General features: G+C 69.2%; 17 protein-coding genes. 7 read left to right on the top strand and 10 right to left on the bottom strand.

What is annotated here, in order from left to right; genetic code table 11:
• Positions 1-33: 33 nt before the first annotated feature.
• The 7 genes from ACPXY0_RS17030 to ACPXY0_RS17000 form a co-directional block, all read right to left on the bottom strand.
• A complete protein-coding gene (locus ACPXY0_RS17030) occupies positions 34-1,305 on the bottom strand; it encodes a 6-bladed beta-propeller (RefSeq protein WP_423926621.1) in 1,272 nt (423 codons plus the stop codon).
• A 146-nt stretch (positions 1,306-1,451) separates the two neighbouring features.
• Positions 1,452-3,662 carry a TonB family protein gene (locus ACPXY0_RS17025; protein ID WP_423926619.1) on the bottom strand — a complete coding sequence of 737 codons (2,211 nt, stop codon included), beginning with the start codon at positions 3,660-3,662 and terminating at the stop codon, positions 1,452-1,454.
• A 4-nt stretch (positions 3,663-3,666) separates the two neighbouring features.
• Positions 3,667-4,038, bottom strand: a complete 372-nt coding sequence (locus ACPXY0_RS17020) for a BlaI/MecI/CopY family transcriptional regulator (RefSeq protein WP_423926617.1) — start codon at positions 4,036-4,038, stop codon at positions 3,667-3,669.
• A 51-nt stretch (positions 4,039-4,089) separates the two neighbouring features.
• Positions 4,090-6,552 (bottom strand): TonB family protein, encoded by a 2,463-nt coding sequence (locus tag ACPXY0_RS17015; protein ID WP_423926615.1) that lies wholly within the window; start codon positions 6,550-6,552, stop codon positions 4,090-4,092.
• 4 nt (positions 6,553-6,556) lie between these two features.
• On the bottom strand, positions 6,557-6,928 hold the full coding sequence (locus ACPXY0_RS17010) for a BlaI/MecI/CopY family transcriptional regulator (protein ID WP_423926613.1): 372 nt from the start codon (positions 6,926-6,928) through the stop codon (positions 6,557-6,559).
• Between the two features lie 133 nt (positions 6,929-7,061).
• A complete protein-coding gene (locus ACPXY0_RS17005; RefSeq protein ID WP_423926611.1) occupies positions 7,062-10,076 on the bottom strand; it encodes a BTAD domain-containing putative transcriptional regulator in 3,015 nt (1,004 codons plus the stop codon).
• A 79-nt stretch (positions 10,077-10,155) separates the two neighbouring features.
• Entirely contained in the window at positions 10,156-10,449 is a 294-nt protein-coding gene (locus ACPXY0_RS17000; RefSeq protein ID WP_419943097.1) for a NifU N-terminal domain-containing protein, read from the bottom strand.
• 127 nt (positions 10,450-10,576) lie between these two features.
• Between ACPXY0_RS17000 and ACPXY0_RS16995 the strand changes: the two genes are divergently transcribed.
• From ACPXY0_RS16995 to ACPXY0_RS16975, 5 genes are all read left to right on the top strand, one after another.
• Positions 10,577-13,378 carry a PIG-L family deacetylase gene (locus ACPXY0_RS16995; protein WP_423926609.1) on the top strand — a complete coding sequence of 934 codons (2,802 nt, stop codon included), beginning with the start codon at positions 10,577-10,579 and terminating at the stop codon, positions 13,376-13,378.
• A gap of 4 nt (positions 13,379-13,382) precedes the next feature.
• A complete protein-coding gene (locus ACPXY0_RS16990; RefSeq protein WP_423926607.1) occupies positions 13,383-15,185 on the top strand; it encodes a sodium:solute symporter family protein in 1,803 nt (600 codons plus the stop codon).
• On the top strand, positions 15,182-16,555 hold the full coding sequence (locus tag ACPXY0_RS16985; protein ID WP_423926605.1) for an alpha-galactosidase: 1,374 nt from the start codon (positions 15,182-15,184) through the stop codon (positions 16,553-16,555). The genes ACPXY0_RS16990 and ACPXY0_RS16985 overlap by 4 nt, the downstream gene beginning before the upstream one ends.
• 291 nt (positions 16,556-16,846) lie before the next feature.
• A complete protein-coding gene (locus ACPXY0_RS16980) occupies positions 16,847-18,061 on the top strand; it encodes an aminotransferase class V-fold PLP-dependent enzyme (protein ID WP_423926603.1) in 1,215 nt (404 codons plus the stop codon).
• Positions 18,062-18,163: 102 nt separating this feature from the next.
• Complete coding sequence (locus tag ACPXY0_RS16975; RefSeq protein ID WP_423926601.1) at positions 18,164-18,556, top strand: hypothetical protein; 393 nt, start codon at positions 18,164-18,166, stop codon at positions 18,554-18,556.
• A gap of 461 nt (positions 18,557-19,017) precedes the next feature.
• Here ACPXY0_RS16975 and ACPXY0_RS16970 read toward each other — a convergent pair whose 3' ends face one another.
• Together ACPXY0_RS16970 and ACPXY0_RS16965 are read right to left on the bottom strand one after the other, a co-directional pair.
• A complete protein-coding gene (locus ACPXY0_RS16970) occupies positions 19,018-19,848 on the bottom strand; it encodes an FAS1-like dehydratase domain-containing protein (RefSeq protein WP_423926599.1) in 831 nt (276 codons plus the stop codon).
• A 5-nt stretch (positions 19,849-19,853) separates the two neighbouring features.
• On the bottom strand, positions 19,854-21,017 hold the full coding sequence (locus ACPXY0_RS16965; RefSeq protein ID WP_423926597.1) for an acyl-CoA dehydrogenase family protein: 1,164 nt from the start codon (positions 21,015-21,017) through the stop codon (positions 19,854-19,856).
• Between the two features lie 118 nt (positions 21,018-21,135).
• On the opposite strand from ACPXY0_RS16965, the gene ACPXY0_RS16960 reads away from it, so the two are divergent.
• Positions 21,136-21,786 carry a thiamine pyrophosphate-binding protein gene (locus ACPXY0_RS16960; RefSeq protein ID WP_423926595.1) on the top strand — a complete coding sequence of 217 codons (651 nt, stop codon included), beginning with the start codon at positions 21,136-21,138 and terminating at the stop codon, positions 21,784-21,786.
• Positions 21,783-22,400 carry a thiamine pyrophosphate-dependent enzyme gene (locus tag ACPXY0_RS16955; protein ID WP_423926593.1) on the top strand — a complete coding sequence of 206 codons (618 nt, stop codon included), beginning with the start codon at positions 21,783-21,785 and terminating at the stop codon, positions 22,398-22,400. The genes ACPXY0_RS16960 and ACPXY0_RS16955 overlap by 4 nt, the downstream gene beginning before the upstream one ends.
• On the opposite strand, the gene ACPXY0_RS16950 is transcribed toward ACPXY0_RS16955, so the two are convergent.
• On the bottom strand, positions 22,373-23,623 hold the full coding sequence (locus tag ACPXY0_RS16950; RefSeq protein ID WP_423930727.1) for a 4-hydroxy-3-methylbut-2-enyl diphosphate reductase: 1,251 nt from the start codon (positions 23,621-23,623) through the stop codon (positions 22,373-22,375). The genes ACPXY0_RS16955 and ACPXY0_RS16950 overlap by 28 nt on opposite strands.
• Positions 23,624-23,691 lie beyond the last annotated feature (68 nt).

Raw genomic sequence — 23,691 nt, 5'->3', positions numbered from 1 at the left:
CCTCGCTGGAAAGCGGGTCCGGCGCCGTCTCCCTCAGGGATTCCGGGTCGAGCTCCCGGTCTCCAGCTGCGAGGACGGAGCCAGCTGGACAACGCCGACGATGGGGAAGCCCAGGTCGTGGGTCTCCCCGTAGGCCATGAGGCCGTCCGGGCCGAACGCGTCCGGGATTCGCAGGCCTCCCGGCTGAATCGTGCCCAGGTATCGGGCGTCCGGGGTGACGATGTCGATGGGCCCCTCCTCCCCCGGCAGCCCCGTCCGTTCCACCCACAGCCGCCCCTCGAAGTCCAGCGCGAGATCGTCGATCGCGGGGATCTCCTCGGCGAACGTCATCTGCTCGATCGTGGTCCGTCGGGCCGCGGTCATCTGCTCCTGGAAGTCGCTGGGGAGAGGGATTCTGCCCCCCAGCACGGAACTGACTCTCGTCTGAACGAGCTGCGCCAGCCGCCGCTGCGTCTCCGCAGTCCGGATCGCGTCGGTGACCCGAATCGGGCCGACGGGACGCTCCAGCACGTCCTCTACGGCCCCGGCCACCCCCACGAGTTTGATGCGGTAGGCGACCGAGTCGACGACCGCCAACCGTCCGTCCGGCATTGGGATGAAGGAGAGTGAAGGATCGAACGCCCGAACGGGGCTCATGGTAAACCGAATGCTGCCGCCCTCGGTGCTGGCGCCTTCTCCGGTCGGCGGCGGCGGGTCCCACGCGGTGTACCGCACCTCGCGGCCTCCGTCCGGCCCGTAGCGGATGATGGGACGCTCCGACTCCGCACCAGCGGGGCCCGAACTCACGGACATCGCGCCATCCGCCGTACTGGTGATCCGTGTCTCGATGTCGGTCAGGATGCTCCCGTCGGGGAGCCAGACACGTACGAAGTTGGGCATCCCCTGCTGGGGGTCGAAGGGTGCCGACTCCAAATACTCGCCCTCCTGGGTGAAGAACTGGATCCCCCGGCGCGAGCGGTCGAAGATGGCGAGCCGGCCAGCGGCGAGGACGGCCATCGATGTGGGCTCCGTCAACTCGCCCGGTCCCTCCCCCTGCCGGGAGATGGTCCGCAGGTGCGCGCCCGCGCGGTCGAACACGACGACGTGGGCCGCCTGCTCGTCCAGAACGAAGAGGTCGCCCGCTTCGTTGAAGGCCAAATCGGTCACGGCGCCGAAGACTTCCCAGTCCTCGCCATCCAGGACGCCGACGACCCAGAGGGACTCCCACTCCGGCGCGATCGTGAAGTCGGGGCTGTCCATGCCCGCCGATCCGCCCGCCGGTGCCGCGGCGCCTCCATCGCCTCCGCAGGCGACCATCAGGCCCATGGCGACGGTGGAGAATCCGGGACGCCCAACTCGACGCGGAGCCCGAGCGGTCAGGCCCGAACGCGCGGATTGCAAGGCGAAGTGGGTCATGGTCGCGGCCCCTGGCATTGTGCCTACCATCGAACCGTCGGCAGCGGAGCTGGTTTCTACCGGCCGCGACCGCTTCTGGTCGTCACGACCCTCACTCCGTTCCTGGCCCACGCCCCGTAGCGTCTCATGGCCGATCGTCCTCCGGCGGACCAGACGTGGGCGATCTCCTCGTCCGGGATGTCCGACAGCTTGGTCCCCGCTGGCTGGATCACACCGTCGACGATCATGGTCCGCTCCGCCGGTTCGGCCACCGATATGCTGGGCGGTGGACCTTTCTTCGTCGTGATGAAGACTACGCCGTTCCTGCCCGCCTCACCGTATTTCTCGAGGGCCAGTTCTCCCTTGATGACCTCGACGTGCTCGATGTCGAGAGCTCCGAGTTCCGAGAACGCCACATCGTCGGCCTGGATCACCCCGTCGATCACGATCAGGGGATCCATCGTTCCGCGAGTGCCCGGCCTGAGAATCACATCCGCCTCGCCATCCTGGTCGACGTCGCCAACTACCCCCGTGACCACGAAGTCAGTGATCTTGAGTGGCCGGTCGGCGGGAGGGGGACCGCCGTCCTGTTCGCGGGTCGAGGACCCCAAGACCTCGAACGTGATCCATTGGTTGACCCAGGCGGCGGTCGCCTGGCCACGGTTCTTTGCGGGCTCGAACCGCATCACCTTGACGACTTCCGCGGCAGCGCGGTCGAGCGCGTCGGCGCCGCTCGATGTCTTCAACTGCTGGTTCGCGACGACGCCCGACTCGTCGATGTACAGCCAGATCTCCACGCGCCCTCCCACCCCCTCGTCTCTGAGGTCTCGCGGGTAGGCCTCCTGCAGCGCCCGCGTAACCTCGCCGGCGTTCTGCAGCACGGGATTCGTGTCGAACGGGATGAACGTCGGCCGGTCCGACCTGGAGGTGCTCGGTGCGGATGGCGTGGGCTCGAACGTGAGCCACTGGGAGACCCAGACGGCGGTCGGCTGGTCTCGGTTCATGGCGGGCTGAAAACGCATCGCGTCGGCGATTAGCAGGGTGCCGGCGTCAAGGGCATCGTGGCCGCTGGTCGTCTTGACAAGCTTATTCCGGACGACGCCGGTCTCGTCGATGTACACCCAGAGTTCGATCCTGTCGCCGATTCCCCCAGTCTTCAGGCCGTCGTACACCGCCTGAAGCATCAATTGGACCTCGGGTCCGTTCATGAGTACGGGGTTCGTGTCGAACGGGATGAACACGGGCCGGTCCGCCTCGGCGACCGCCTCGGCGCTGGGCGTGGGCGCTGGCAGCCATTCAATAGCTTCGAAAGGCGGGGTAGGCGCCGAGGCGGACGCCGCCGGGGCGTCCATCGCCGTCTCGGGCCGGGGGGCGCCCAGCACGAGGATGATGGCGAGCGCGGCCACGCCCGAAGCGCCGAGGGTGCGGGTGACGCGGAGGCGCGCGAGGGGCTCCGTCATGCGGCGAAGTCGGCGCTCCACGGCCGGCCTGCGCTCGGCGAAGGCCGCGGCGGCGAGGAGCGGCGCGGAGACGCGAGCTCCCACGGCGAGCAGGGCGTCCGCATAGTCCCGCGGAGATTCGCCCCGGGCCAGTACGCGGCGGTCGCAGTCGAACTCGATCGCCAGTCGCAGGCGGGACACCTGCCACCACAGGAAGAGGTTCCACGGCATCAGCACGAGGGCCGTGATGCCCGCCGCGAACAGCCGGTGGTCGCCCGCACGCTGGTGCTCGCGCTCGTGCAGGGAGACGAGACGCAGCAACCGGTCCTCGAGTTCCGCGATCCACGTCGGCATCACCACGACGGAGCACCCGACCCCCACTACGGCCGGACCCCGGTTCGCGGAGAGCAGGACCGGCGAGCCCTGGATTTCACCGGGCGTCCAGGTCCGCATCTCCAACCGCAGGCGCCGGTAGACCCGCACGAGGTGGAAGCTCATGGCCAGCACCAGGAGCGCCCAGGCCCAGCCCAGGAGCGCACTCACGGCCCCAACGTCCAGCCCCCCGGCGGCCTGCGCGCCGGTCATCAGATCCGGCACGGTGGGCACCGAGGGGGCCACGACACCCTCTCCCAGCCCCGCGAGCGGCGCCATCGGCAACGGCGCGGCGCTCGGGAACAGCCCCGGAGCGAGGAAGGCGACGATCGGCGCGGTCGCCGAGCCCGCGATGGCCGCGAACCAGGCCCAGCGCACCGGCTTCCGGTAGTGGCCCAGCGCCCGCTCCGACGCGAGGGCGGCCAGCCCCAGCAGAGCCGAGACCAGGAGGCAGTATCCGATCCATGTGATGACCATCTTCCTACTCCTTCGAGCTGAGGCGCTCGTCCACGAGGCTGCGCAGGTTCTCGAGTTCCTCCTTCGAGAGACCGCGATCGGAGACGAGGTGCGTGAGCAGAAGCTCGGGCGAACCCTGGAACATCTTCTGCACCAGGCGGCGCACGGCGCTCGCGCCGGCGCACTCGCGCCCCACGAGCGGGTGGTAGCGGTAGGCCTTCCCCTCCTGAGTGTGGCCCACGTACCCCTTCTCCTCCAGCGTCCGGAGGATCGTGAGTACGGTCGTGTAGGCCAGATCGTCGCCCAGGCGTTCCTGAACCTCGGCCACCGTGGCGGCCTCCATCTCCCACAGCACCGCCATGAGGTCGATCTCGCGGCTGGTGAACTTGATCTCCACGTGGCTGTCCTTTCCGTCCCAGAGCCTGTCGACCGTCGACTTCAGGGGCCGCTAAGGGCCCGGATTGCCTGTGCCCCCGTCCCTCGCCCCCGCTTTCGTCGTGATCCGGATTACGCCTCCGCGAGCCCGCTCGCCGTACTCGTCCAGGGCCTGTTCACCCTTCAGGATCTCGACGTTGGCGATGTCCAGGCTGTTGGGGCCCACATCCTCGAGCGTCACCTCCTCGGGCTGGATCACGCCGTCGACCACGATGAGCGGTTTGTCGGTGCTGCTCACATGCCGGCGTGTCCCATCGGGGCCGACCACGCCACTGATGATGATGCTCTCCCGCCCGACCCCGGCGGCGCTCCCTACCGCGATGCCGGGCGCTCGCAGAATCCGGGCCGAGCCGTCCGACTGCGCGTCCCTCTGACCGGGTCCTCTCGTCGTGATCTCAATCACGCCGTCCCTGGCCCACTCGCCGTAGCGCTCGACGGCGCGTTGGCCCTTGGTGATTTCGAGGTGGTCGATATCCAGGGTGCTGACGTCCGATAGCGTCATGCCCGCGGACTGCTTCACGCCGTCGATGATGAGGCGCACGCCGTCCAGGAAGTCCGCCGAGTCCTCACCCGAATCCCACACGCCGGTCACGGTGATTTCCTCCTCACCCTCCTCCTCCACGTCTTCGCCTTCGGGGCCTTCGCTCTGGAGGCTTGGCTCCGCATCGTCCAGGACCTGGAAGGTGACCACCTGCGACACCCACGCGTCGGTCGGCTGGCCTCGATTCATCGCGGACTCGAACCGCATCGTCTTGACGACCTCCGTGGCGGCGAGGTCCAGAGCGTCCGCGCCACTGGTGGTCTTGATCCGCTGATTCCGGACGACGCCCGACGCGTCGAGGTATAGCCACAACTCGGCACGGCCACCCACGCCTGCGGTCTTGAGGTCTGCCGGATAGGCGGCCTCAAGCGTCGCCGTCACCTCCGGGGCGTTCTGCAGGACGGGATTCGTGTCGAAGGGGATGAGGCGCACGCCGTCCAGGAAGTCCGCCGAGTCCTCACCCGAATCCCACACGCCGGTCACGGTGATTTCCTCCTCACCCTCCTCCTCCACGTCTTCGCCTTCGGGGCCTTCGCTCTGGAGGCTTGGCTCCGCATCGTCCAGGACCTGGAAGGTGACCACCTGCGACACCCACGCGTCGGTCGGCTGGCCTCGATTCATCGCGGACTCGAACCGCATCGTCTTGACGACCTCCGTGGCGGCGAGGTCCAGAGCGTCCGCGCCACTGGTGGTCTTGATCCGCTGATTCCGGACGACGCCCGACGCGTCGAGGTATAGCCACAACTCGGCACGGCCACCCACGCCTGCGGTCTTGAGGTCTGCCGGATAGGCGGCCTCAAGCGTCGCCGTCACCTCCGGGGCGTTCTGCAGGACGGGATTCGTGTCGAAGGGGATGAACGTCGGCCGCTCCGCCCGCGTGCCCAGTTCCGCCTCGGGCGCGGGTGGAGGCTCGCGCTCAACGGCTTCCGAGGGCGCGGTCAGGGTTACGGTGGGCGGTTCGGGAGCGTTCAGCGAGTTCTCCGGTGTCGGGCACCCCAGCACGAAGACGACCGCCAGCATGGCCACGCCCGAAGCACCGAGGGTGCGGAGCACCCGCCGTCGGGCCAGGGGCTCGGTCATGCGGCGCAGCCGCCGCTCCACGGCAGGTTTTCGCTCGGCGAAGGCGGCGGCGGCCAGCAGGGGCGCCGAGACCCGGCTCCCCACGGCGATGAGGGCGTCGGCGTAGTCCCGCGTGGACTCGCCCCGGGCCAGCACGCGGCGGTCGCAGTCGAACTCGATCGCCAGCCGCAGGCGGGACACCTGCCACCACAGGAAGAGGTTCCATGGCATGAGCACGAGCGCCGCGATCCCCACCGCGAAGAGGCGGTGGTCACCGGCGCGCTGATGCTCTCGCTCGTGGAGGAAGACGAGCCTCAGCAGCCGGTCCTCGAGTGCGGAGATCCACTTCGGCATCACGACGACGGAGCGTCCGATTCCTACGACGGCCGGGCCCCGGTCGTCCGCGATCAAGACCGGCGCTCCGAGGACGTGGCCGGGCTTCCAGCCTCGCATCTCCAACCGCAAGCGGCCGTAGACCCGCACCAGGTGGATGAGCATGGCCACGACCAGGAGCGCCCAGACCCACCCCAGAATCGTGCCCATGGCTGCCGCATCGATCCCGGCCGCGGCCCGGCTCGCCATCGGGTCCACAGCCGCCGCTCCGGAAATCAGGTCAGCCGGCGGACCCAGTTCGACCGGCGGCGTGCTGGGAGCGGCCTCGTTCCCCGGAAACAGCCCGGGAGCGGCCTCGTTCCCCGGAAACAGCCCGGGAGCCAGAAAGGCGACGACCGGCGCGGTCACCGAGCCCGCGATGGCCGCGAACCAGCCCCAGCGCACCGGCTTCCGGTAGTGGCCCAGCGCCCGCTCCGACGCACAGGCGGCCAGCCCCAGCAGAGCCGAGACCAGGAGGCAGTATCCGATCCATGTGATGACCATCTTCCTACTCCTTCGAGCTGAGGCGCTCGTCCACGAGGCTGCGCAGGTTCTCCAGTTCCTCCTTCGAGAGACCGCGATCCGAGACGAGGTGCGTGAGCAGAAGCTCGGGCGAACCCTGGAACATCTTCTGCACCAGGCGGCGCACGGCGCTCGCGCCGGCGCACTCGCGCCCCACGAGCGGGTGATAGCGGTAGGCCTTCCCCTCCTGGGTGTGGCCCACGTACCCCTTCTCCTCCAGCGTGCGGAGGATCGTGAGCACGGTCGTGTAGGCCAGATCGTCGCCCAGGCGTTCCTGCACCTCGGCCACCGTCGCGGCGCCCATCTCCCACAGCACCGCCATGAGGTCGATTTCGCGGCTGGTGAACTTGATCTCCACGAGGCTGTCCTTTCCGTCCCAGAACGTTCCGGCGTCGATCGTCTCCGCTCAGCCTAAGGCGGGGTGGGAGACGTTGTCAACTAGAACCGTAGTAGAACGCTCGAAGCCGGTGGGGTGAGACAGATCGCGGATGCTAGACCTGGTTCCGGGACCAGTTGTTCGCGAAGCGCACGAACCAGGAGGCGCCGGCCGACCGCAGCAAGCCGCGGGCTTCGCGCTGGTCTTCGGGTTCGTTGCGTGGCGAGAACGTTCCGGCGAGCACCCTCAGCTTCTCGGCGCTCAGCCGGTCGATGGGGGCCGTCCGGTCCGCGGCATCCACGAGGCGTCGGACCGCGTGCTGGCGCCGCTCCGGTTCCATGGCGGCGCTGAGGAACCATGTGACGAGGTAGGAGTCGTTCTCCCCCGCACCCTCGGCACAGTCTTCCAGGCGCTCCACGGAAGCCCGGGTCTCTCCCGGATTCTGATCGAGCAGGGCCAGCAGTCCATTCAGGGCCCAGGCCTGCGGAGCGAAGGGGTTCCGGTCGGCTTGATCGGGCCGCACCAGCATCTGCCCCGTGTACCTTCGGCAACGGTCGAAATCGCCCTTGAAGAACGCGCACTGCGCCTGGTTCAACAGCGCGTAGGCCCGATCCGCCTCGGGACTCTCGAGCTCCTCATCCATTGCCTGACAACTGCTCAGACGCTCCAGAGCCGCATCGAAGTCTCCGAGTTCCAGGAGCACCGCGCCGAGGTTGTTGAGCTTCACGCATCCGTAGCGATTCTCGTCCGGAGGCCCCGGTAGCGTGCGCAACAGTTTCAACGCATCGCGGAGATGCGCCCCCCGCATCGCGACCCAGAACTCCGCGGCCGCGATGGTCCTGCCGGCCTCGTAGCCGAGGTGCCCGAGCCTGTACCGGGATCTCTCGAGCAGCAGGCGTGCCTCGCTGCGCGTTTGCTGACGCGCGACCTCGTTGAAGAGGAGTCGGAACGCGTCGCACCAGATGCCAGCGTAGCGCTCATCTCCCGCCGCGATCGAAAGGAGCGTGCAGCGGATGGCCTCGAATGCCAAAGCCCGATCCCGTTGCGAGCCGGCTTCCATCGCCTCGAGAACGCGGAGTTGCACGGCCATCGCACGGTCGAGCGCTCCGTCCGTCGCGTGTTCGCGTGCCTCGGAGAGACGGCGGCGCTGGAGACCCCGCACGAAGGGATCCCCGGACGCCGTCGCGGCCCGCGCCAACGTCAGGTGGACCCGGCTGAGGTCGTTGCCGCGGTCGGCGGTAGCCGCGATCTGGTGTAGTACCGCGGTGGCCCGCCGGAATCGCCCGCGCTGAAGCTCCGCCTCGGCGAGGAGAAGGCCGGCACGCAGCCGATCCCGACCGGAGGCAGCGCATTCAAACGCGACCCGCCCGGCTTGTCCGGCGACCGGGGAACGACCCGCCCGCAGGGCCTCCAGGGCCACCTCGCATCCTCGGTCGAACGCCCGCGGGTGCTCCCCGGCGGCCGCGAGTTCCCCCGCGGCGGCGGAGCGCGCACTCAGACTCCCTTTCTCCAGAGTTCGGGCCGCTTCGAGGTGGATCCCCGCGCGTTCGCGCTCGACGAGCTTCCAGGCGAGGACGTACCCGGCGAGGAGGCGGCTCAAGCGGATGACTCCGTCGCTCGAGTGGATCCAGCCTCTCTCCTTCAGCCGATCGAGATCGTCCCACGCGGAACGCTCCGCCACGACCGACTCGGTGTGCGCGCGGGAGGTGGGCGTGAGCACGGTCAGGACCGCGGCGAGTTCTCGCTCGCCCGGGGAGAGCGGCTCCAGTTGATGACCGACCAGGGAACGAACCTCCGCGGATCGCTCGTACGCGAATCGGCCGCCCTCCATCTCGCCGTCGATTCCGTCGTGCTCGTGCTCGTGGCTGATCCACGCCCGCGTGATCGCGCGCGCCAGCCCCGGGTTTCCTCCGGAGAGCTTCGCACTCGCAGCCGCCTGTGGAAGGCTGCACAGGCGGTCCCCCTGGTGAACCAGCGCCGCGCAGACGTCCGCGTCCAGCGGATCGAACGTGAGCACGAAATCCAGCAGTCGCGCGGCCTCGGCCTGTCGAGCGGCCGCCGATCGTGACAGACCGACGATCAACGTGCGAGACAGGTCCTCGGTCCGAAGCGCGGCGTCCACGTTCAGCCAGTCCCGGGCATCCGCGTCAATGACGATGAGCCGGAGCCTGCCGGCGTGCCGCCCCAGAGCCTCCGCCAGATCCACCTCCGCTTCCCCGCGGTCCGCGGCCAGCCACTGCACGACGCCACCCGCGCTCTGCACGACCCGGGCGAACTCGTGCATGACGAGGTTCCTGCCCATGCCCCGTTCGCCGACGAGTGCGATGCGCACCGGTACGGGGCCGGCGTCCCGTAGCGCTTCGGTCAGCCGGCGAAACTGGTCGTCCCGACCCGAGAGGCGAGCCTCGGCCGGCTCGTGAACGGCGAGAAACCTCGATCCGCTCTCGCCGCCGGCCCATTCGGCCAATTCCGTCAGCTTCAGCGCCTCACCCACCCAACCGGCGTCCCGTAGAGCCTTGTAGTGGGCGAGCGCGGATGCGGGATCGCCCTTCATACACAGCCCGCGCATGAGGGCGCAGTGCGCCTCCTCGTCGAATTCGTTCTGTCTGACCAGCCGCAGGGCAGCCAGACACGTCTGGTCCCAGTCGCCGCTCGCCTCCGCCGTGCGCTGCGCATTCCTGAGGGCGAGCGTGACCAGAACTCGACATCTCTCGCGCTCTGCGTCGAGCCACCGCTCGAATCCATCGGCCCCGAGATTGGCCAGTTCGGGAGCGAAGTCACCGCGGTACAGGTCGATCACCGTCTCGTGATCCCTGGCCTGGAACGCCTTCTCGAACCGGTCGAGTTCGTACCCGATCCGGTTCGGCATGAGCCGGACCGAGTGGGTGTCCACGGAGAGCAGCGGGCCCACGTTCGATCGGATGTCGTAGAGCGCCTGGCTCAGCGAATGGCGGGCCTTGCGGTCGTGGCCGTCCCACAGGAGGTAGGCGAGTTCATCCCGCACATGAACCGTGCGGGGGTGGGCCACGAGATAGAGGAGGAGGCCGGTGTGCTTGCGCGACCGCAGCGAAACCCTGAGACCACGGGCGTCCTGGACCGTGACTTCCCCAAGGCACCGGAGCGTTAGCATGTCTTCCCCGGCCACAAGATACGGAGCCGGAGGCGTTCGACTTCCGAGGGGCCTGCAGCGGGATTCCGCCCGGATGGCGCTAGAGTTCGTCCGGGGCGTCGAGGGCGTCCAGGATCGCCGCCTCGATCTCGTCGAGCAGGTCCGGCCATTCGAGGTCACCCGTCTTGGTCACGGTGATGAAGTTCTCTACGAGGAGGAGGGCCCGGACCCCATCGATCTCGAACAGTCGCGCCGCGAGCGGGTCGGCCGCGGCCGCGCCGGGATCGAAGTAGCTGCGGCTCCCCTCCCCGGGGACATCGCGATCGAGCACGAACTTCGCCGCGTTCGGATTCGGCGTTCCCTCGACCGTTATCTGGATGTCGGATTCTGTCATCGAATTACAAGTGGCCCCGGCGGATGCGGTGTGATCCGCTTGAGTATCGGCCCGGCGCCCGCGCTCGCAAGGTCCGGAGGGTGTTTCCCCTTGCTCGAACCGCGATCCGCGAGCACGATTTCGACCCATGATCGCTTGCAGGAAGCTCGGATTCGGAGTCGTCGTCGCGATCGCGGGCGTGCTCGCGTGCCCGTCCCCATCGGCGGGGCAGTCGGCCCCCGCCCGGGCGCCACTGGACCGCGTGCTTTCCTTTCCGGCACCCGTCGGGGAGGAGCGGTTGGACGTGGGCCGCGGGGCCCTGGGCGCCTGGCACCGCATTCGCAAGCTGGCCACCACCGCCAGCCTCCTGCACGTCACGGCCCACCCGGACGATGAACACTCCGGCATGCTCACGCTGGCCAGCCGGGGGTGGGGGGCGCGCACCGCCCTCCTCAGCCTCAACCGCGGCGAGGCGGGTGCGAACGCCATCGGCCCCGAACTCTTCGACGCCCTCGGCCTCATCCGCACCCGCGAACTGGTCCTCGCGGGGCGCTACTACGGACTCGACGATCTCTACTTCACGACGGCGGTCGACTACGGCTACTCGAAGTCCGTGGACGAGGCCTTCCGCAGCTGGGACCGGGAGACGGTGCTGGAGGACATGGTCCGCGTCATCCGTCTCAACCGCCCGCTGGTGGTCGTGAGCCGCTTCCACGGGTCGGCGCGCGACGGTCACGGCCATCACCACGCGGCGGGCCTGCTGACGCCGGAAGCCGTCGCGGCCGCCGCGGACCCGGCCCGCTTTCCGGACCAGATCACCGGGGAGGGGCTCCGCCCGTGGAGGGTTCCGCGCACCTTCCGTGGCGGCGTGCGCGGGGGTGAGCCGTTCCATGTGGAGGTGGACGCGACCGGGGACAGCCCCTGGCTGGGCGACAGCTACCAGCGCTGGGCCAGCCGGGGGCTCGCACTGCAACGCTCCCAGACCGCGGGGCGCGTGCGGACGGGGGGCGGGCGCTACCTCTACGAGCGCCGAGACCGGGAGGGAGCAGCCGAGGGCGGCGACGGTGAGGCCGTGGCTTCGTTTTTCGCCGGCCTGGATGTGAGCCCGGGCGGGTTACCAGCACTCCTGGGCGAGGAGACCACGCGGGAGGCGGCCTCCCGGCTCGTCGAACTGCAGGGCCTCATCGACGGCGTCCTGGCGGAGTTCGACTTCCGTGCTCCGGCGCGGTCGGTCCCGGGTCTGGTGCGGGGTCTGGGGTTGCTGCGCTCCGCCATCGCCGCGCTGGAGGCGGCGCCCGAGACCCGCTTCCAGCTGTCGATCAAGGAACGGCAGTTCGAGCACGCCATCCTGGCCGCGGCCGGCGTGAACGTCGTGGCCGACCTCGAGGGCACGACGGGAAGCTCGGTGCTCGTCCCGGGACAGACGGCGACCGTCCGCGTATCAGTGACGACGCCGGGGCCCGGTGACTTCGCCATCTCCGCGGTACGGCTCGCGGATCGCGGAGGCCGGACCCTCGCCCACACGGCGGATGTCGGGCGCGGCGAAGGCGAGTTCACGGCGGAGTTGCAGCTGCGGGCGCCCGCCCCCGGTCGAGACGGCGCCACCGCCGAGGCGGCGGCGCCGTACTTCGGACGCGACGGTCTGGCCCGCAATCAGTACGAAGTGTCGGATTCGACGGACCTCCACCTGCCGTGGCGGGGGTCGGCGCTCTCCGCGACGGTGGAACTCGTCGTGGAGGGGGGCAGCGTGGCCCACACCGTTCCCGTGACGGCGTCCGTTCCCCGTCTCCCCTACGGTTCCGTCACGCGAACCGTGCACATCCTGCCCGCGCTCTCCGTATCGGTCGAACGCCCGGTGCGCATCGTACCGGTGGACGATGCGGGGGCCGCGAGCGTGGACCCGGATGCCGACGCGTCCGGCCCGGTGGAGGTGCGGGTACGGATCACCGCGAACACCGGTCCCCTCGCGGCGGCGACCCGCCTCGAGTTGCCGGAGGGGTGGACGGCGACCCCCGCGGCCGTGCGCCATGACTTCCGCGACTCCGGGGAAACCGCGGACGCGTCCTTCGCCGTCACTCCGCCGCCGGGCTGGCGGGGCGCGGTGGAGATCCGGGCGGTGGCGCGCGCGGGGGGCGCGGACGACACCACCGAGTACGGGACGGGATACCGGACCATCGAGCACCGCGACCTCCGATTGGCGCGGTTGTGGCGGCCGGCCCGAGCCACGGTTCGGTCGGTGCCCGTCGCGCGGATGGATGGAGCCCGGATCGGCTACGTCATGGGCGTCGGCGACGAGGTTCCGGCCGGCATCGAGGCGCTCGGGGCCACGGTCGAACTTCTCGACGAAGCCGGCCTCGCGGCGCTGGCGCCGGGAGCGGACGCCGTCGCCGCCGGGGAGAGGCGCTTCGACGCGATCGTGATCGGTACCCGGGCCTACGCGGTGAGGGAGGATCTGCTGGAGCACAACCAGCGCCTGCTGGAGTACGCACGCGGCGGCGGGCACCTCGTCGTCCTCTACCAGACCCAGGAGTACGTCCCGTCCGCCATGGCCCCCTACCCGGCGTCACTCCCCCGGGGCGCGGAGGAAGTGTCGGAGGAAGACGCCCCGGTCCGCCTCCTGCGGCCGGACCACCCGCTGATGACCACGCCCAACCGTATCACGGAAACCGATTTCGACGGGTGGGTCGAACAGCGCGGGTCCAAGTTCTTCGCCGAATGGGATCCGGCCTACACCCCTCTGGTGGAGACCCACGACCAGGGTCAGGCGCCGCAGGAGGGCGTGTGGCTCACCGCCCCGGTGGGCGAGGGACGCTACACGTATCTCGCACTCGCCCTCCACCGGCAGCTTCCCTACGGCGTGCCGGGGGCGTACCGCATCCTCTCGAACGTCCTGACACCCCGGGGCAGGGGCGCAGCCATGCCCGGACGGGACCCCGGCGGCCCGCGGTGAACCGTTGGCGCTGACTCCGCTCGACTGGATCGTCGTCGGCATCTACGGGGCCATCGTCCTCGCGATCGGGTTCGGGTTCGCGCGACGGGCCGGCGGCAGCATGGAGGACTACTTCATCGCGGGCCGTTCCCTGCCCTGGTGGCTGGCGGGCACCTCGATCGCCGCCACCTGGTTCGCCACCGACGCCCCGCTCGCCACCGCGGCCCTCGTGCGGCGTCAGGGCGTATACGGCAACTGGCTGTGGTGGTACGAGGCGGCGGGGATCCTCATGCTCACCTTCTTCTACGCGCGCCTGTGGCGGCGGGCGGGCGTCCTGACCGACGCCGAGGTGATCGAGATCCGCTACGGCGGCGCCCCGGCGCGCGCCCTGCGCTGCTTCTCGGCGGTGTACCAGGGACTGCTCAAGAACGCCGTCGTCATGGGCTGGGTCATGCTGGCCATGGTGAAGTTCAGCCGCGTGCTCCTGGGCTGGGACCCCGCGGTCACGCTGGCGGTCTGCGTCGGGCTGGCGCTCGCCTACACGGTAGCCTCGGGACTGTGGGGGGTCGTGGTGACCGACCTCCTCCAGTTCGTGGCCGGCATGCTGGGCGCGATCACCCTGGCCGGGATCGTGCTCACCCGCTTCGGCGGCCCCTCGGCCATGGCGGAGGCGGTCCGGGCCGTCCCGGAGGCGCCCGCGGGGGTCCTCGATCTGGTGCCCACCGCCGCCAACGCCTCCTCGCTCGAGATCGTGTCCTTCCTCTGCCTGATCCTGATTCTGTGGCTGCGGAGCGGACAGGGAGACGGCTACGTGGCGCAGCGCCTGTTCGCCACGCGGGACGAACGCCAGGCCGTGAAGGCGTCGCTCTGGTTCGCCTTCGCGGGAACGGTGCTCCTCACCTGGCCGTGGATCGTGGTCGGGCTGGGGTCTCTCCTCGTCTTCCCGCCCGGGGCCATGGACCCGGCGCTGGCGGCCGACCCCGAACTCGCCTATCCGATGATGATCCGGGAACTCATGCCGTCCGGGCTGCGGGGGCTCATGGTCGCCACCTTCCTGGCCGCGTTCATGAGTACGATGGATACGCACCTGTGCTGGGGGGCGTCGTACATGGTGAACGACATCTATCGTCGCTTCCTGCGCAGAGATCGTTCCGAGCGGCACTACGTGGCGGCGTCGCGGATCGCGGTCGTGCTGCTGGCGGCGGTCGCCGCCGGCGTGGCCTGGCGGATGGACTCGATCCAGAGGGGCTGGATCTACATCATCGAACTCACGGCGGGGGTCGCGCTCGTGTGGCTCCTCCGCTGGTACTGGTGGCGCGTGAACGCCTGGGCGGAGATCGCCGCCATGGCGGGTTCGGTGCTCCTTGCGAACGGCCGGCTGCTGCTGGCCGCCATCGAGCCGGTCCTGCCCGCCTCGGTGATCCGGGCCGCCGACGGCTTCTACGCGCCGGAGATGGACCTCATCCGGGGGGTGATCATCCTGCTCGCATGCACCGCGCTGTGGCTGGCCGTCCTGCTCGTGACGCGGCCCGAGGCGGACGAAGTGCTGGACGGCTTCTACCGGCGGGTGCACCCGGGCGGCTGGTGGGGCCGGGTGGCCGAACGCACCGGGGTGACCTCCTCCGACCCGTCGGCCGCCCGCATGTGGCCGGGCTTCCTCCTCGGCGCGCTGTTCGTCTACGCGAGCCTCCTCGGCGTGGGGTACATGCTCACCGGCCGGGCCGGCATCGGCGCGCTCCTCCTCGCCGTGTCGCTCGGGGCCGCCGCGATCACCGTGCGGATCGCGAACGCGACCACAACGCCACCCGCGCCGGGAGGGGCCGCGTGAGGGACGCGCTGAAGATCGTCCTCGTCGGGGCGGGCAGCCGCGAGTTCGGCCCCGCGTCCATACGGGATCTGCTCCTGAGCGACGCCCTCTGCGACCGCGGCCTCGACATCGTCCTCGTCGACATCGACCCCTCGGAGTTGCCCCGGACCCAGGCGTACGCGGAGTCGGTGGCCGAACGGCTCGGGCGCTCCGTCTCGCTGTCCGCGACCACGGATCTCGCCGAAGCGCTCCCCGGCGCGCGCGCCGTAGTCATGGCCATCGAAATCCGGCGCTACTTCTACTGGGCGCAGGACTTCCACGTCCCCCGCACCTTCGGCTCCTCGCAGATCTACGGCGAGAACGGGGGGGCGGGCGGCCTCTTCCATGCGCTGCGCAACATGGGCCATTCTCTGGCTGTCGCGCGGGCGATGGAGACACACTGCCCCGACGCGTGGCTCGTCAACTACACGAACCCGCTCACGAAACTCTGCGAGGCCCAGAGCCGGCTCTCTTCGGTACGCGTGGTGGGGCTCTGCCACGGCGTGTTCCACGGCACCGCGCAGATGGCCCACCTCCTCGGACTCCCGCCGGAGCGGCTCGAAGCCCGGGCCAGCGGGCTCAACCACTTCTCATGGTTCGAGTCCGTCCGGGACCGGGAGACGGGGGACGACCTCTATCCGGCACTCGAGAGGCGGGAGCGGGAGGCGCACTGGCTCCACGACTGGGACGAGATCGCGCTGAGCCGGATCCTGTTTCGGGTGTTCGGCCGCTACCCGAGTCCGGGAACGAACCATATCGGCGAGTATCTGGGCTGGGCGCAGGAGTTCCTGGGCAGCAGCCTTCTCCAGTTCTTCTACGACCCCGTCGAGGGCACGCCGTGGGAGGCGGGAGAAACACCCACGTGGATCTACAACCTCGGCGACCACCCCACCGACGTGCCCGCGTTCCCGGACTCGCCGCTGCACCGGGTGAAGCCGGGGAAGGAGGACGAGGCGGGCGACGGGCTGGTGCCGTCCGGCGAACTCGCGATCCCCCTCCTCGAGGGAGTGCTGTGCGGGATCGACACGCGCCTCGCCGCGGTGAACGTACCGAACGCCGGCTACGTGCCCGGCCTGCCCGATGGTGCCGTGGTCGAGGTCCCGGCTCGTGCCGACAGCGGGGGTCTCCATCCCGTCGCAATGGCCCCTCTGCCGGAGGGGATCCTCGGGCTTCTGAGGACACAGACGACGATCAACCGGCTGCTTGTCGACGCTTTCTCCCAGGGTTCGCGCCAGACTCTGCTCCAGGCGCTGCTGCTGGACCCCACGACGCACTCATACCGCGCCGCGGTTCAAACGATCAACGAGATGTTCCGGCTGCAGGGCGATGTTCTGCCCGACATGGAGTGGTAGCGTCTGGTACCGCCGGGGCGAGCGGGTTGTCGGGGTCGGGCCTCCTACCAATTGTAAACGGTCCACGCGGCGCATTCGGAGGCAGGGCAGGCGAGTCGGACCCGGAAGGGCGAATCGTCGGACCGCGGGGCGGGGTGTTGCTCTACACACCGCACCATGCGGCTTTGGCACCGGGGGCACTCCGGCTCACCCCCCGGACCGGCGTGCTTGCGATCGTGCCGTTCAAGGGTTTCGCCCACCTCGAAGTCGAGGAGGGGTCCCGGGGCCGGGGATGACTGCGGCGGCTCGTTCATGGAAGGGAAGGATATTCTGGACCACTACGGAACGGCCAGTGCGGCCGGCGCCGCCGGCGTAACGGGTCTCCCGCTCGATGACCGTATCGACGAACTCAGGAGACAGTTCCCGATCCTCTCGCGGAAGGCCTACCTGAACTCCAACTCGCTCGGCGCACTCTCTCTCCGCTCGATCGAGGAACGGCGGCGCTTCGAAGAACTCTGGAACGAAATGGGCGCCGGCGCGTGGTATGAGATCTGGGTAGCCAAGCTCGACGAAGTTCGGGCTTCGTTCGGTCGCACGATCGGAACCGGCGCGGACACGATCGCCCTGATGTCGAGCGTCTCGGCCGCCATCGCCGTCGTCTGGGGGGCGGTGGCGGCAAGTGCCCGGGCCACCGGACGGAACAGAGTCGTGCTCACCGAACTCGACTTTCCGACCGTGGGCCACCACTTCCTGTCCCAGCGCGTGAACGGTCTCGAGGTGGAGATCGTTCCGAGTCCGGACGGGATCCACGTCCCGCTCGAATCGATCCGGAACGCTGTCGACGAGCGCACTGCTCTGCTCGCGACGTCGCACGTCTTCTTCACCAGCGGCAATACCCAGGACGTGGCCGAACTCACCCGGATCGCCCACGATGCCGAGGCGTTCATTGTTCTGGACGCCTATCAGTCAAATGGACAACTGGAGATCGACGCCCCGGCGCTGGGGGTGGACTTCCTGGTGGGCGGGGCGCTCAAGTGGCTCTGCGGCGGACCCGGCATGGCGTACCTCCACGTGAACCCGGAGATCCGTATCGACCCGGTCGCGCTGTCGTGGTTCGGCGTCGAGAACCAGTTCCTCTTCGACATCCGGGATGCGACGCCCCGCTCCGACGCGCGTCGCTTCGAGCTGGGGACGCCGGCCACCGGCGTCGCGTACACGGCCGCCGGAGGGTTGTCGGTGGTGCTGGACTGCGGCATCGCGGCGATCGAACGTCGCAACCGAAGGTTGGCGGAAGATCTGAGAGACAGGGTCTCGGACCTGGGCTACACGCTCCACCAAGCGGCTGATCCCGCCGCCCGGTCTGCCCTCGTCCTCTTCGAGCACCCGGACGCGGCCGCGGCGGTACGCCACCTGGCCGCGCGGGATGTGATCGTCGACCACCGCGGGCCCCTCGTCCGGTTTTCCCCCCATTTCTACAACACAATTGAGGACAACGAGCGCGCCGTGGCGGCGCTGGCCGAGGCGTGACACTCCGTCACGCACGCTTCCAGAACCCTTACGATAAACGGTAAAGCGAACCAGTAAAGCACACAGGCAAAGAGAAAGACAAGACAGGAGGAAGACGGAAAAATGGAAGATCTCACCACCGCAGTCGAGGTGTTCGTTTCGATCAATCTCATCGCTCTGGGGCTGTCGTACATCCTCCAGCCGGACGCCTGGAAGGCGCTCCTGTCGCGTGTTCAGTCCAGGGGCCCGTCGGGCAGTTTCGGTTTCGCCTTTCTCGCGCTGGGGCTGGGGTCGTTCATCGTGGCCTTCCACAACGTGTGGGGCGGGGTCGCGACGATCGTCACGGTTTATGGCTGGGGGGCTCTCGTGAAGGGGGCGCTCTACCTGCTGTTCCCGGGATTCGGCTTGAAGCGCATTGCGATGGCTCTCAGCATGGGTGCGGGGCTGTGGAGGACCGCGGGCGCGCTCGCCATGGTGCTAGGAGTCGTCGTCCTGCGCTACGCCCTCCAGGCCTAGCAGGCCCCGCGCAGGGAACCTGGCACGCTTTCGGACGCGGCGGGGAGGCGGCCCGGCCGATCGGGGGAGACTACCCGGCCCGATCCGGTGAGGCGGCCCTCGCCGATCGGGGAGGCGGTTCGGCGGATCCGGGAGGGTGACCCCGCCGATCGGAGATGCCATGCCTGAGACTCGACTACACGCGGGCAATCCCCGGCGGCCACAGGGCCCGTCTCGGCCGGGGGCGACCGATGTTCCGACAGTCGCGAGCCCGGACCCGGCCGACTTTCGGGTGGCGGTCGCCCGGCAGGGCGTTCTGCGGCGAGATGGACCTCGGGATCGGTTTCCGAGACCACGTCGGCGCGTCCAAAACCGCCGAATTGCTTTCGTCTTCTGTTCGGTTCGGGGGCAGCAAGAAGGAGGGAGTGGCACGGGTGACGGAAGTAGCGACCACTGTCTTCGACTGCGGATCGCGGCGAGCTTCAGGCCAGCGTGGCGTCCGCCGACATCGTGAGGGCTCCGGTGTCGTCCAGCGCCCTCAGACTCACCTCTCGCTCCATCGGATCGCCCTCGATGGTGATCGGGCGGTCGACGAACATCGGGCGGCGGGCGCGGAAGGTCAGCGTGCGCAGCGACCGTCCGGAGCGGCGCGTCGCGAGGTCCGCGAGCAGGAGCGCGGTCAGCGGGCCGTGCACCACGAGATCGGGATACAGTTCCACGCCGCGGGCGTAGTCCCGGTCGTAGTGAATCCGGTGGGCGTTGAAGGTGAGGGCGGAGAAGCGGAACAGCATGGCCGCATCGGGCGTCACCGATTCCGACCACGCCATGTCGCCCTCCGGGCCCGCAACCCGGGGTAGCCTCAGAGGCTCGGTGGGCCGCTCGAGGAAGACGAGATCCTGCTCCTCGATGATGTCCCCGCCGGCCCCCGAGATCCGGTGTTCGACCGTCACCAGCACCAGTGGGCCGCTCCGACCCTCTTTCGGCGTGATCGCCAGAATGGTGGACCGGCGGCGGATCGACTCCCCGATCCGGACGCTTCCCTCGAATCGGAGCCGTCCCCCGGCCCACATGCGACGCGAGAGCGGCAGCGCCGGCAGGAACTCGCCCCGCTTCTGGTGACCGTCCACGTCGAGTCGGCTGCCGGGTGCCAGTTCGCGGCAGTACATCCAGTGGAACAGCGGCGGCAGCGGGTCACCTTCGCCGAGCGTCCGCGGGTCGCGGTCCAGCGTCGCCAGCATCGCGCCGGCGAGCGCCGCCGAGGCCCGATCCGTCACCTCGTCGGTACGGCCGACCCAGGCGGCCCACTCACTCACGTGCGCTAGAACGACTTGGGAAGACCCAGGACGTGGGTCGCCACGTGGGACAGGATCAGGTTCGTCGAGATCGGCGCGATCTGATACAGCCGCGTCTCCCGGAACTTGCGCTCGATGTCGTATTCGGTGGAGAAGGCGAACCCGCCGTAGGTCTGCATGCACATGTCCGCCGCGGCCCACGAGGCGTCGGACGCCAGATACTTGGCCATGTTCGCCTCCGCCCCGCACGGCGCCCCCTCGTCGAACAGGGTGGCGGCCCGCTCCACCATGAGGGCGGCGGCCTCCGTCTTCATGTGGGTCTCCGCGATGGGGAACTGGATCCCCTGGTTCTGTCCGATGGGACGCCCGAACACCTCGCGCCCCTTCGCGTATGCCGCGGCGCGCTCGACAAAGAAGCGCGCGTCTCCCACGCACTCGGCCGCGATGAGCACGCGCTCCGCGTTGAGTCCGTCGAGGATGTAGCGGAAGCCCTTCCCTTCCTTCCCCACCAGGTTCGCGGACGGCACGCGGAGGCCGTCGAAGAAGACCTCGGTCGTGGAATGGTTGATCATCGTCTCGATGGGACGGATGGTGACGGCCGACCCGACCTCGTCCCTCAGATCGACGAGGAAGACGGACATCCCCGCCGTCGGTTTCGCACTCGCCTCCCGAGGCGCCGTGCGCGCGAGCAGGAGCATGAGATCGGAGTGCTCGGAGCGGGAGATCCACGTCTTCTGGCCGTGGATCACGTATTCATCGCCGTCGCGGGTGGCCGTGGTCCGGATCCGCGTCGTGTCCGTACCGCAGGTCGGCTCGCTCACGCCGAACGCCTGCAGGCGCAGTTCTCCGGCCGCGATCCCGGGCAGGTATCGCCGCTTCTGCGCATCGCTCCCATGCCGGAGCAGCGTGCCCATGATGTACATCTGGGCGTGGCAGGCCGCCCCGTTGCACCCCGCGCGCTGGATCGTCTCGAGGATGACGCTCGCCGCCTTAAGGTCGAGTCCGGCGCCCCCGTATTCCTCGGGGATCAGCGCCGCGAGATATCCCGCCTCCGTCAGCGCTTCGATGAACGCCGTCGGATAGGCGCGCTCGCGGTCCCGATCCCGCCAGTATTCGCCCGGAAAGCGCTCGCACAGGCTCCGCACGCCGTCGCGGATCGCCTCGTAGCCATGTTCAGGACCCGCGAACACTGTCTGCCCCTCCGGTTTGCCTGGTCCGGCGTTCAATCGCACGGACGGTACGGTGTGCCGACGGCGACCGCGATGGCTCCCGTCCGAGTCCGGCAGCATATTGCAGCCGAGGCTTTCCGTGGAAGTACCGGGCCCCCCGCCCTGCTCGGCGAGGCGCACCCTCGAACCCGGGTCGAGCGCATTGGACGACGACAGGACCGCGGCAGGCGACGGCGCGCATTGGGGCGAGCAGGTGTTCCGGACGCTCCATGACCATGGCATCCGCTTCGTCGCCACCGTGCCGGATGCGGGGCTGGGGCCGTTCCTCGAACTCTGCGAGGCCGACCCGGGCGTCCGCCTCATCACGCTCACCACCGAGGAAGAAGGCATCGCCCTCGCCTGCGGCACATGGCTCGGCGGCGAGCCGGCGGTCGTCGCGATGCAGTCGAGCGGCGTCGGCAACATCGTGAACATGCTCGGGCTCCCGAACGTGTGCCGCATTCCGTGCCTCCTCCTCGTCTCCATGCGCGGGGAGGCGGAGGAGCGTAACCCCTGGCAGGTCCCCGTCGGACGTGCGGTGCCCGAGGTGCTCGCCGCGCTCGGCGTAGCGGTGCACCGTCCCCCGACGGCGTCCGACGTGGCGCCGACGGTCGCCAAGGCCGTGGCGGAGGCCCCCGACGGCGTCCGACGCGGCGCCGGAGGCGCGGCCGCCGTGCTCGTCAGTCAGCGAATCGTCGGGGCCAAGTCGTTCGCGGGCGGGACGCCGACGGTCGCCGAGGCGGCAGAATGAAGCCCGAGTCGGGGCTCGATCGTCGGGCGCTGGTCGCCGAAGTCCTGCGCCACCGCGGTGACGCCGCAGTGATCGCCGGGCTCGGTTCGCCGGCGTGGGATTGCCACGCGGCCGGTGATTCGCCGCTCAACTTCTACTTCTGGGGCGCGATGGGGGGCGCGAGCATGCTCGGACTCGGCGTGGCCCTCACCCGGCCTCGGCGACGCGTGCTGGTCATCGCGGGGGATGCGGAGTTGTTGAGGGGTATTGGGAGTCTCGCCACGATCGCCGCCCAGGCGCCGGCCAACCTCTCCATCCTCGTCCTCGACAACGAAGCCTTCGGAGAGACGGGGCGTCAGGCGGGGCTGACCGGCAAGAACGGATATCGCCGCGATGGCGCGCGGGGCCGGGATCCGGACCGCCTTCACCGTCGTCAGGGACGGAGCGCGGGAATAAGCCGCGGCGACGGCATCCAAGGTGCTGGCGCCCGCGCTCTTCGAGTTGCCGGGGCCGGTGGTGTGCGTCGCCAAGGTCGACCTCACCACCGAGCCGGGCTCGTTCCCGCCCCGGGAAGGTCCCCTCCTCCGCGACCGTTTCCGGGCCGCCCTCAGCTCAGGAGGTCCGACGGATCGTAGCCGGCTCCGCGGATGATGCGCTCCACCGCCTCGCCGATCTTCGAGTTCGGCGTCGAGGCGCCCGCCGTGATCCCGATCGCCACGTCCCCCGGCGGCAGCCAGGCCTTCTCGATCAGGATCTCGTCGCCGCCGATCTTCTTGTGGCTGATCCGCCCTCTCACCGTGTCGATGCAGGCGGCGTCCTCGATGTGATACGTCGTCGTATACAGCCCGCAGAGGTGCGCGAGTTGATTGGTGTTCGAGGAATTGTAGCCGCCGATCACGATCATGCTGTCGGGCGGAGCCCGCATCATCTCCTTCACCGCGTCCTGACGCTTCTGCGTGGCGGAACAGATGGTGTCGAAGCTGCGGAACCGCTCGGGCACTTCCTCCGGACCCCATCGGTCCTGGATCGCTACGCCGAGCCGGGCCGCGATGTCCAGCGACTCGGAGGCCAGCATCGTCGTCTGGTTGGCGACCCCGATCCGTTCCAAGTGGCGATCCGGGTCGAAACCCTCGGACATGGACGGTTCGAACAACTCCACGAAGGCCGCTCGCTCACCCTCTCCCCGGATGTACGAACACACCTCTTCCGCCTGCGCCATGTCCCGCACGATGAGGAACTTCCCGCCTGCGTACTTCAGCACCTGCGAACTCGTCGCGCGCGTCTCCTCGTGCCAGTGCTTGCCGTGGATGACCGAAGTAAGGCCGTCGCGGGCGTACCCCTCCACCCGCTTCCAGACGTTGAGCACCGAACCACACGTCGTATCCACGAGAACGCAGTCGAGCGCCCGCAGCGCCTCGAAGTCGTGCAGCGTGACGCCGAACGCCGGGATGATCACCACGTCGTCGGGAGTCACGCCACTGAAGTCGAATTCGCCGGCCTCCGAGGGATACAGAAACTCGATCTCCATCTCCTGGAGACGGCTGTTCACGTGCGGGTTGTGGATGATCTCACCCACGAGGAAGACCCGCCGGTCGGGGAACTTGCGGCGGGTTTCGTACGCATAGTCCACCGCGCGGTCGACGCCGTAGCAGAATCCGGAACTCCTCGCGAAACGGAGCTGAAGCCGGTCGATGCGAAGCTCGTAGTCCCGCTCGCGAATGAGGGCGACGATGGCGCTCCCGTACTCGAAGTCGATCACCGGCTGGATCTCCTTCTTGAGGCCCAGCCCCCGCCGGAAGTAGCGTTGCTCTCCGGTCGATGCCTTGCGACCAGCCGGCCCCAGCGCCTGTTTCGTCATGGACAGCAAGATGGAGCGTCGCGCGTGGCGACGCCACAAGCGGCCCCGGACCCTGCCGCTCTTGACGC

The organism is Candidatus Palauibacter sp. (assembly GCF_965237495.1).
Classification (GTDB): domain Bacteria; phylum Gemmatimonadota; class Gemmatimonadetes; order Palauibacterales; family Palauibacteraceae; genus Palauibacter.
This window is presented reverse-complemented; position numbering and strand designations above follow the sequence as displayed.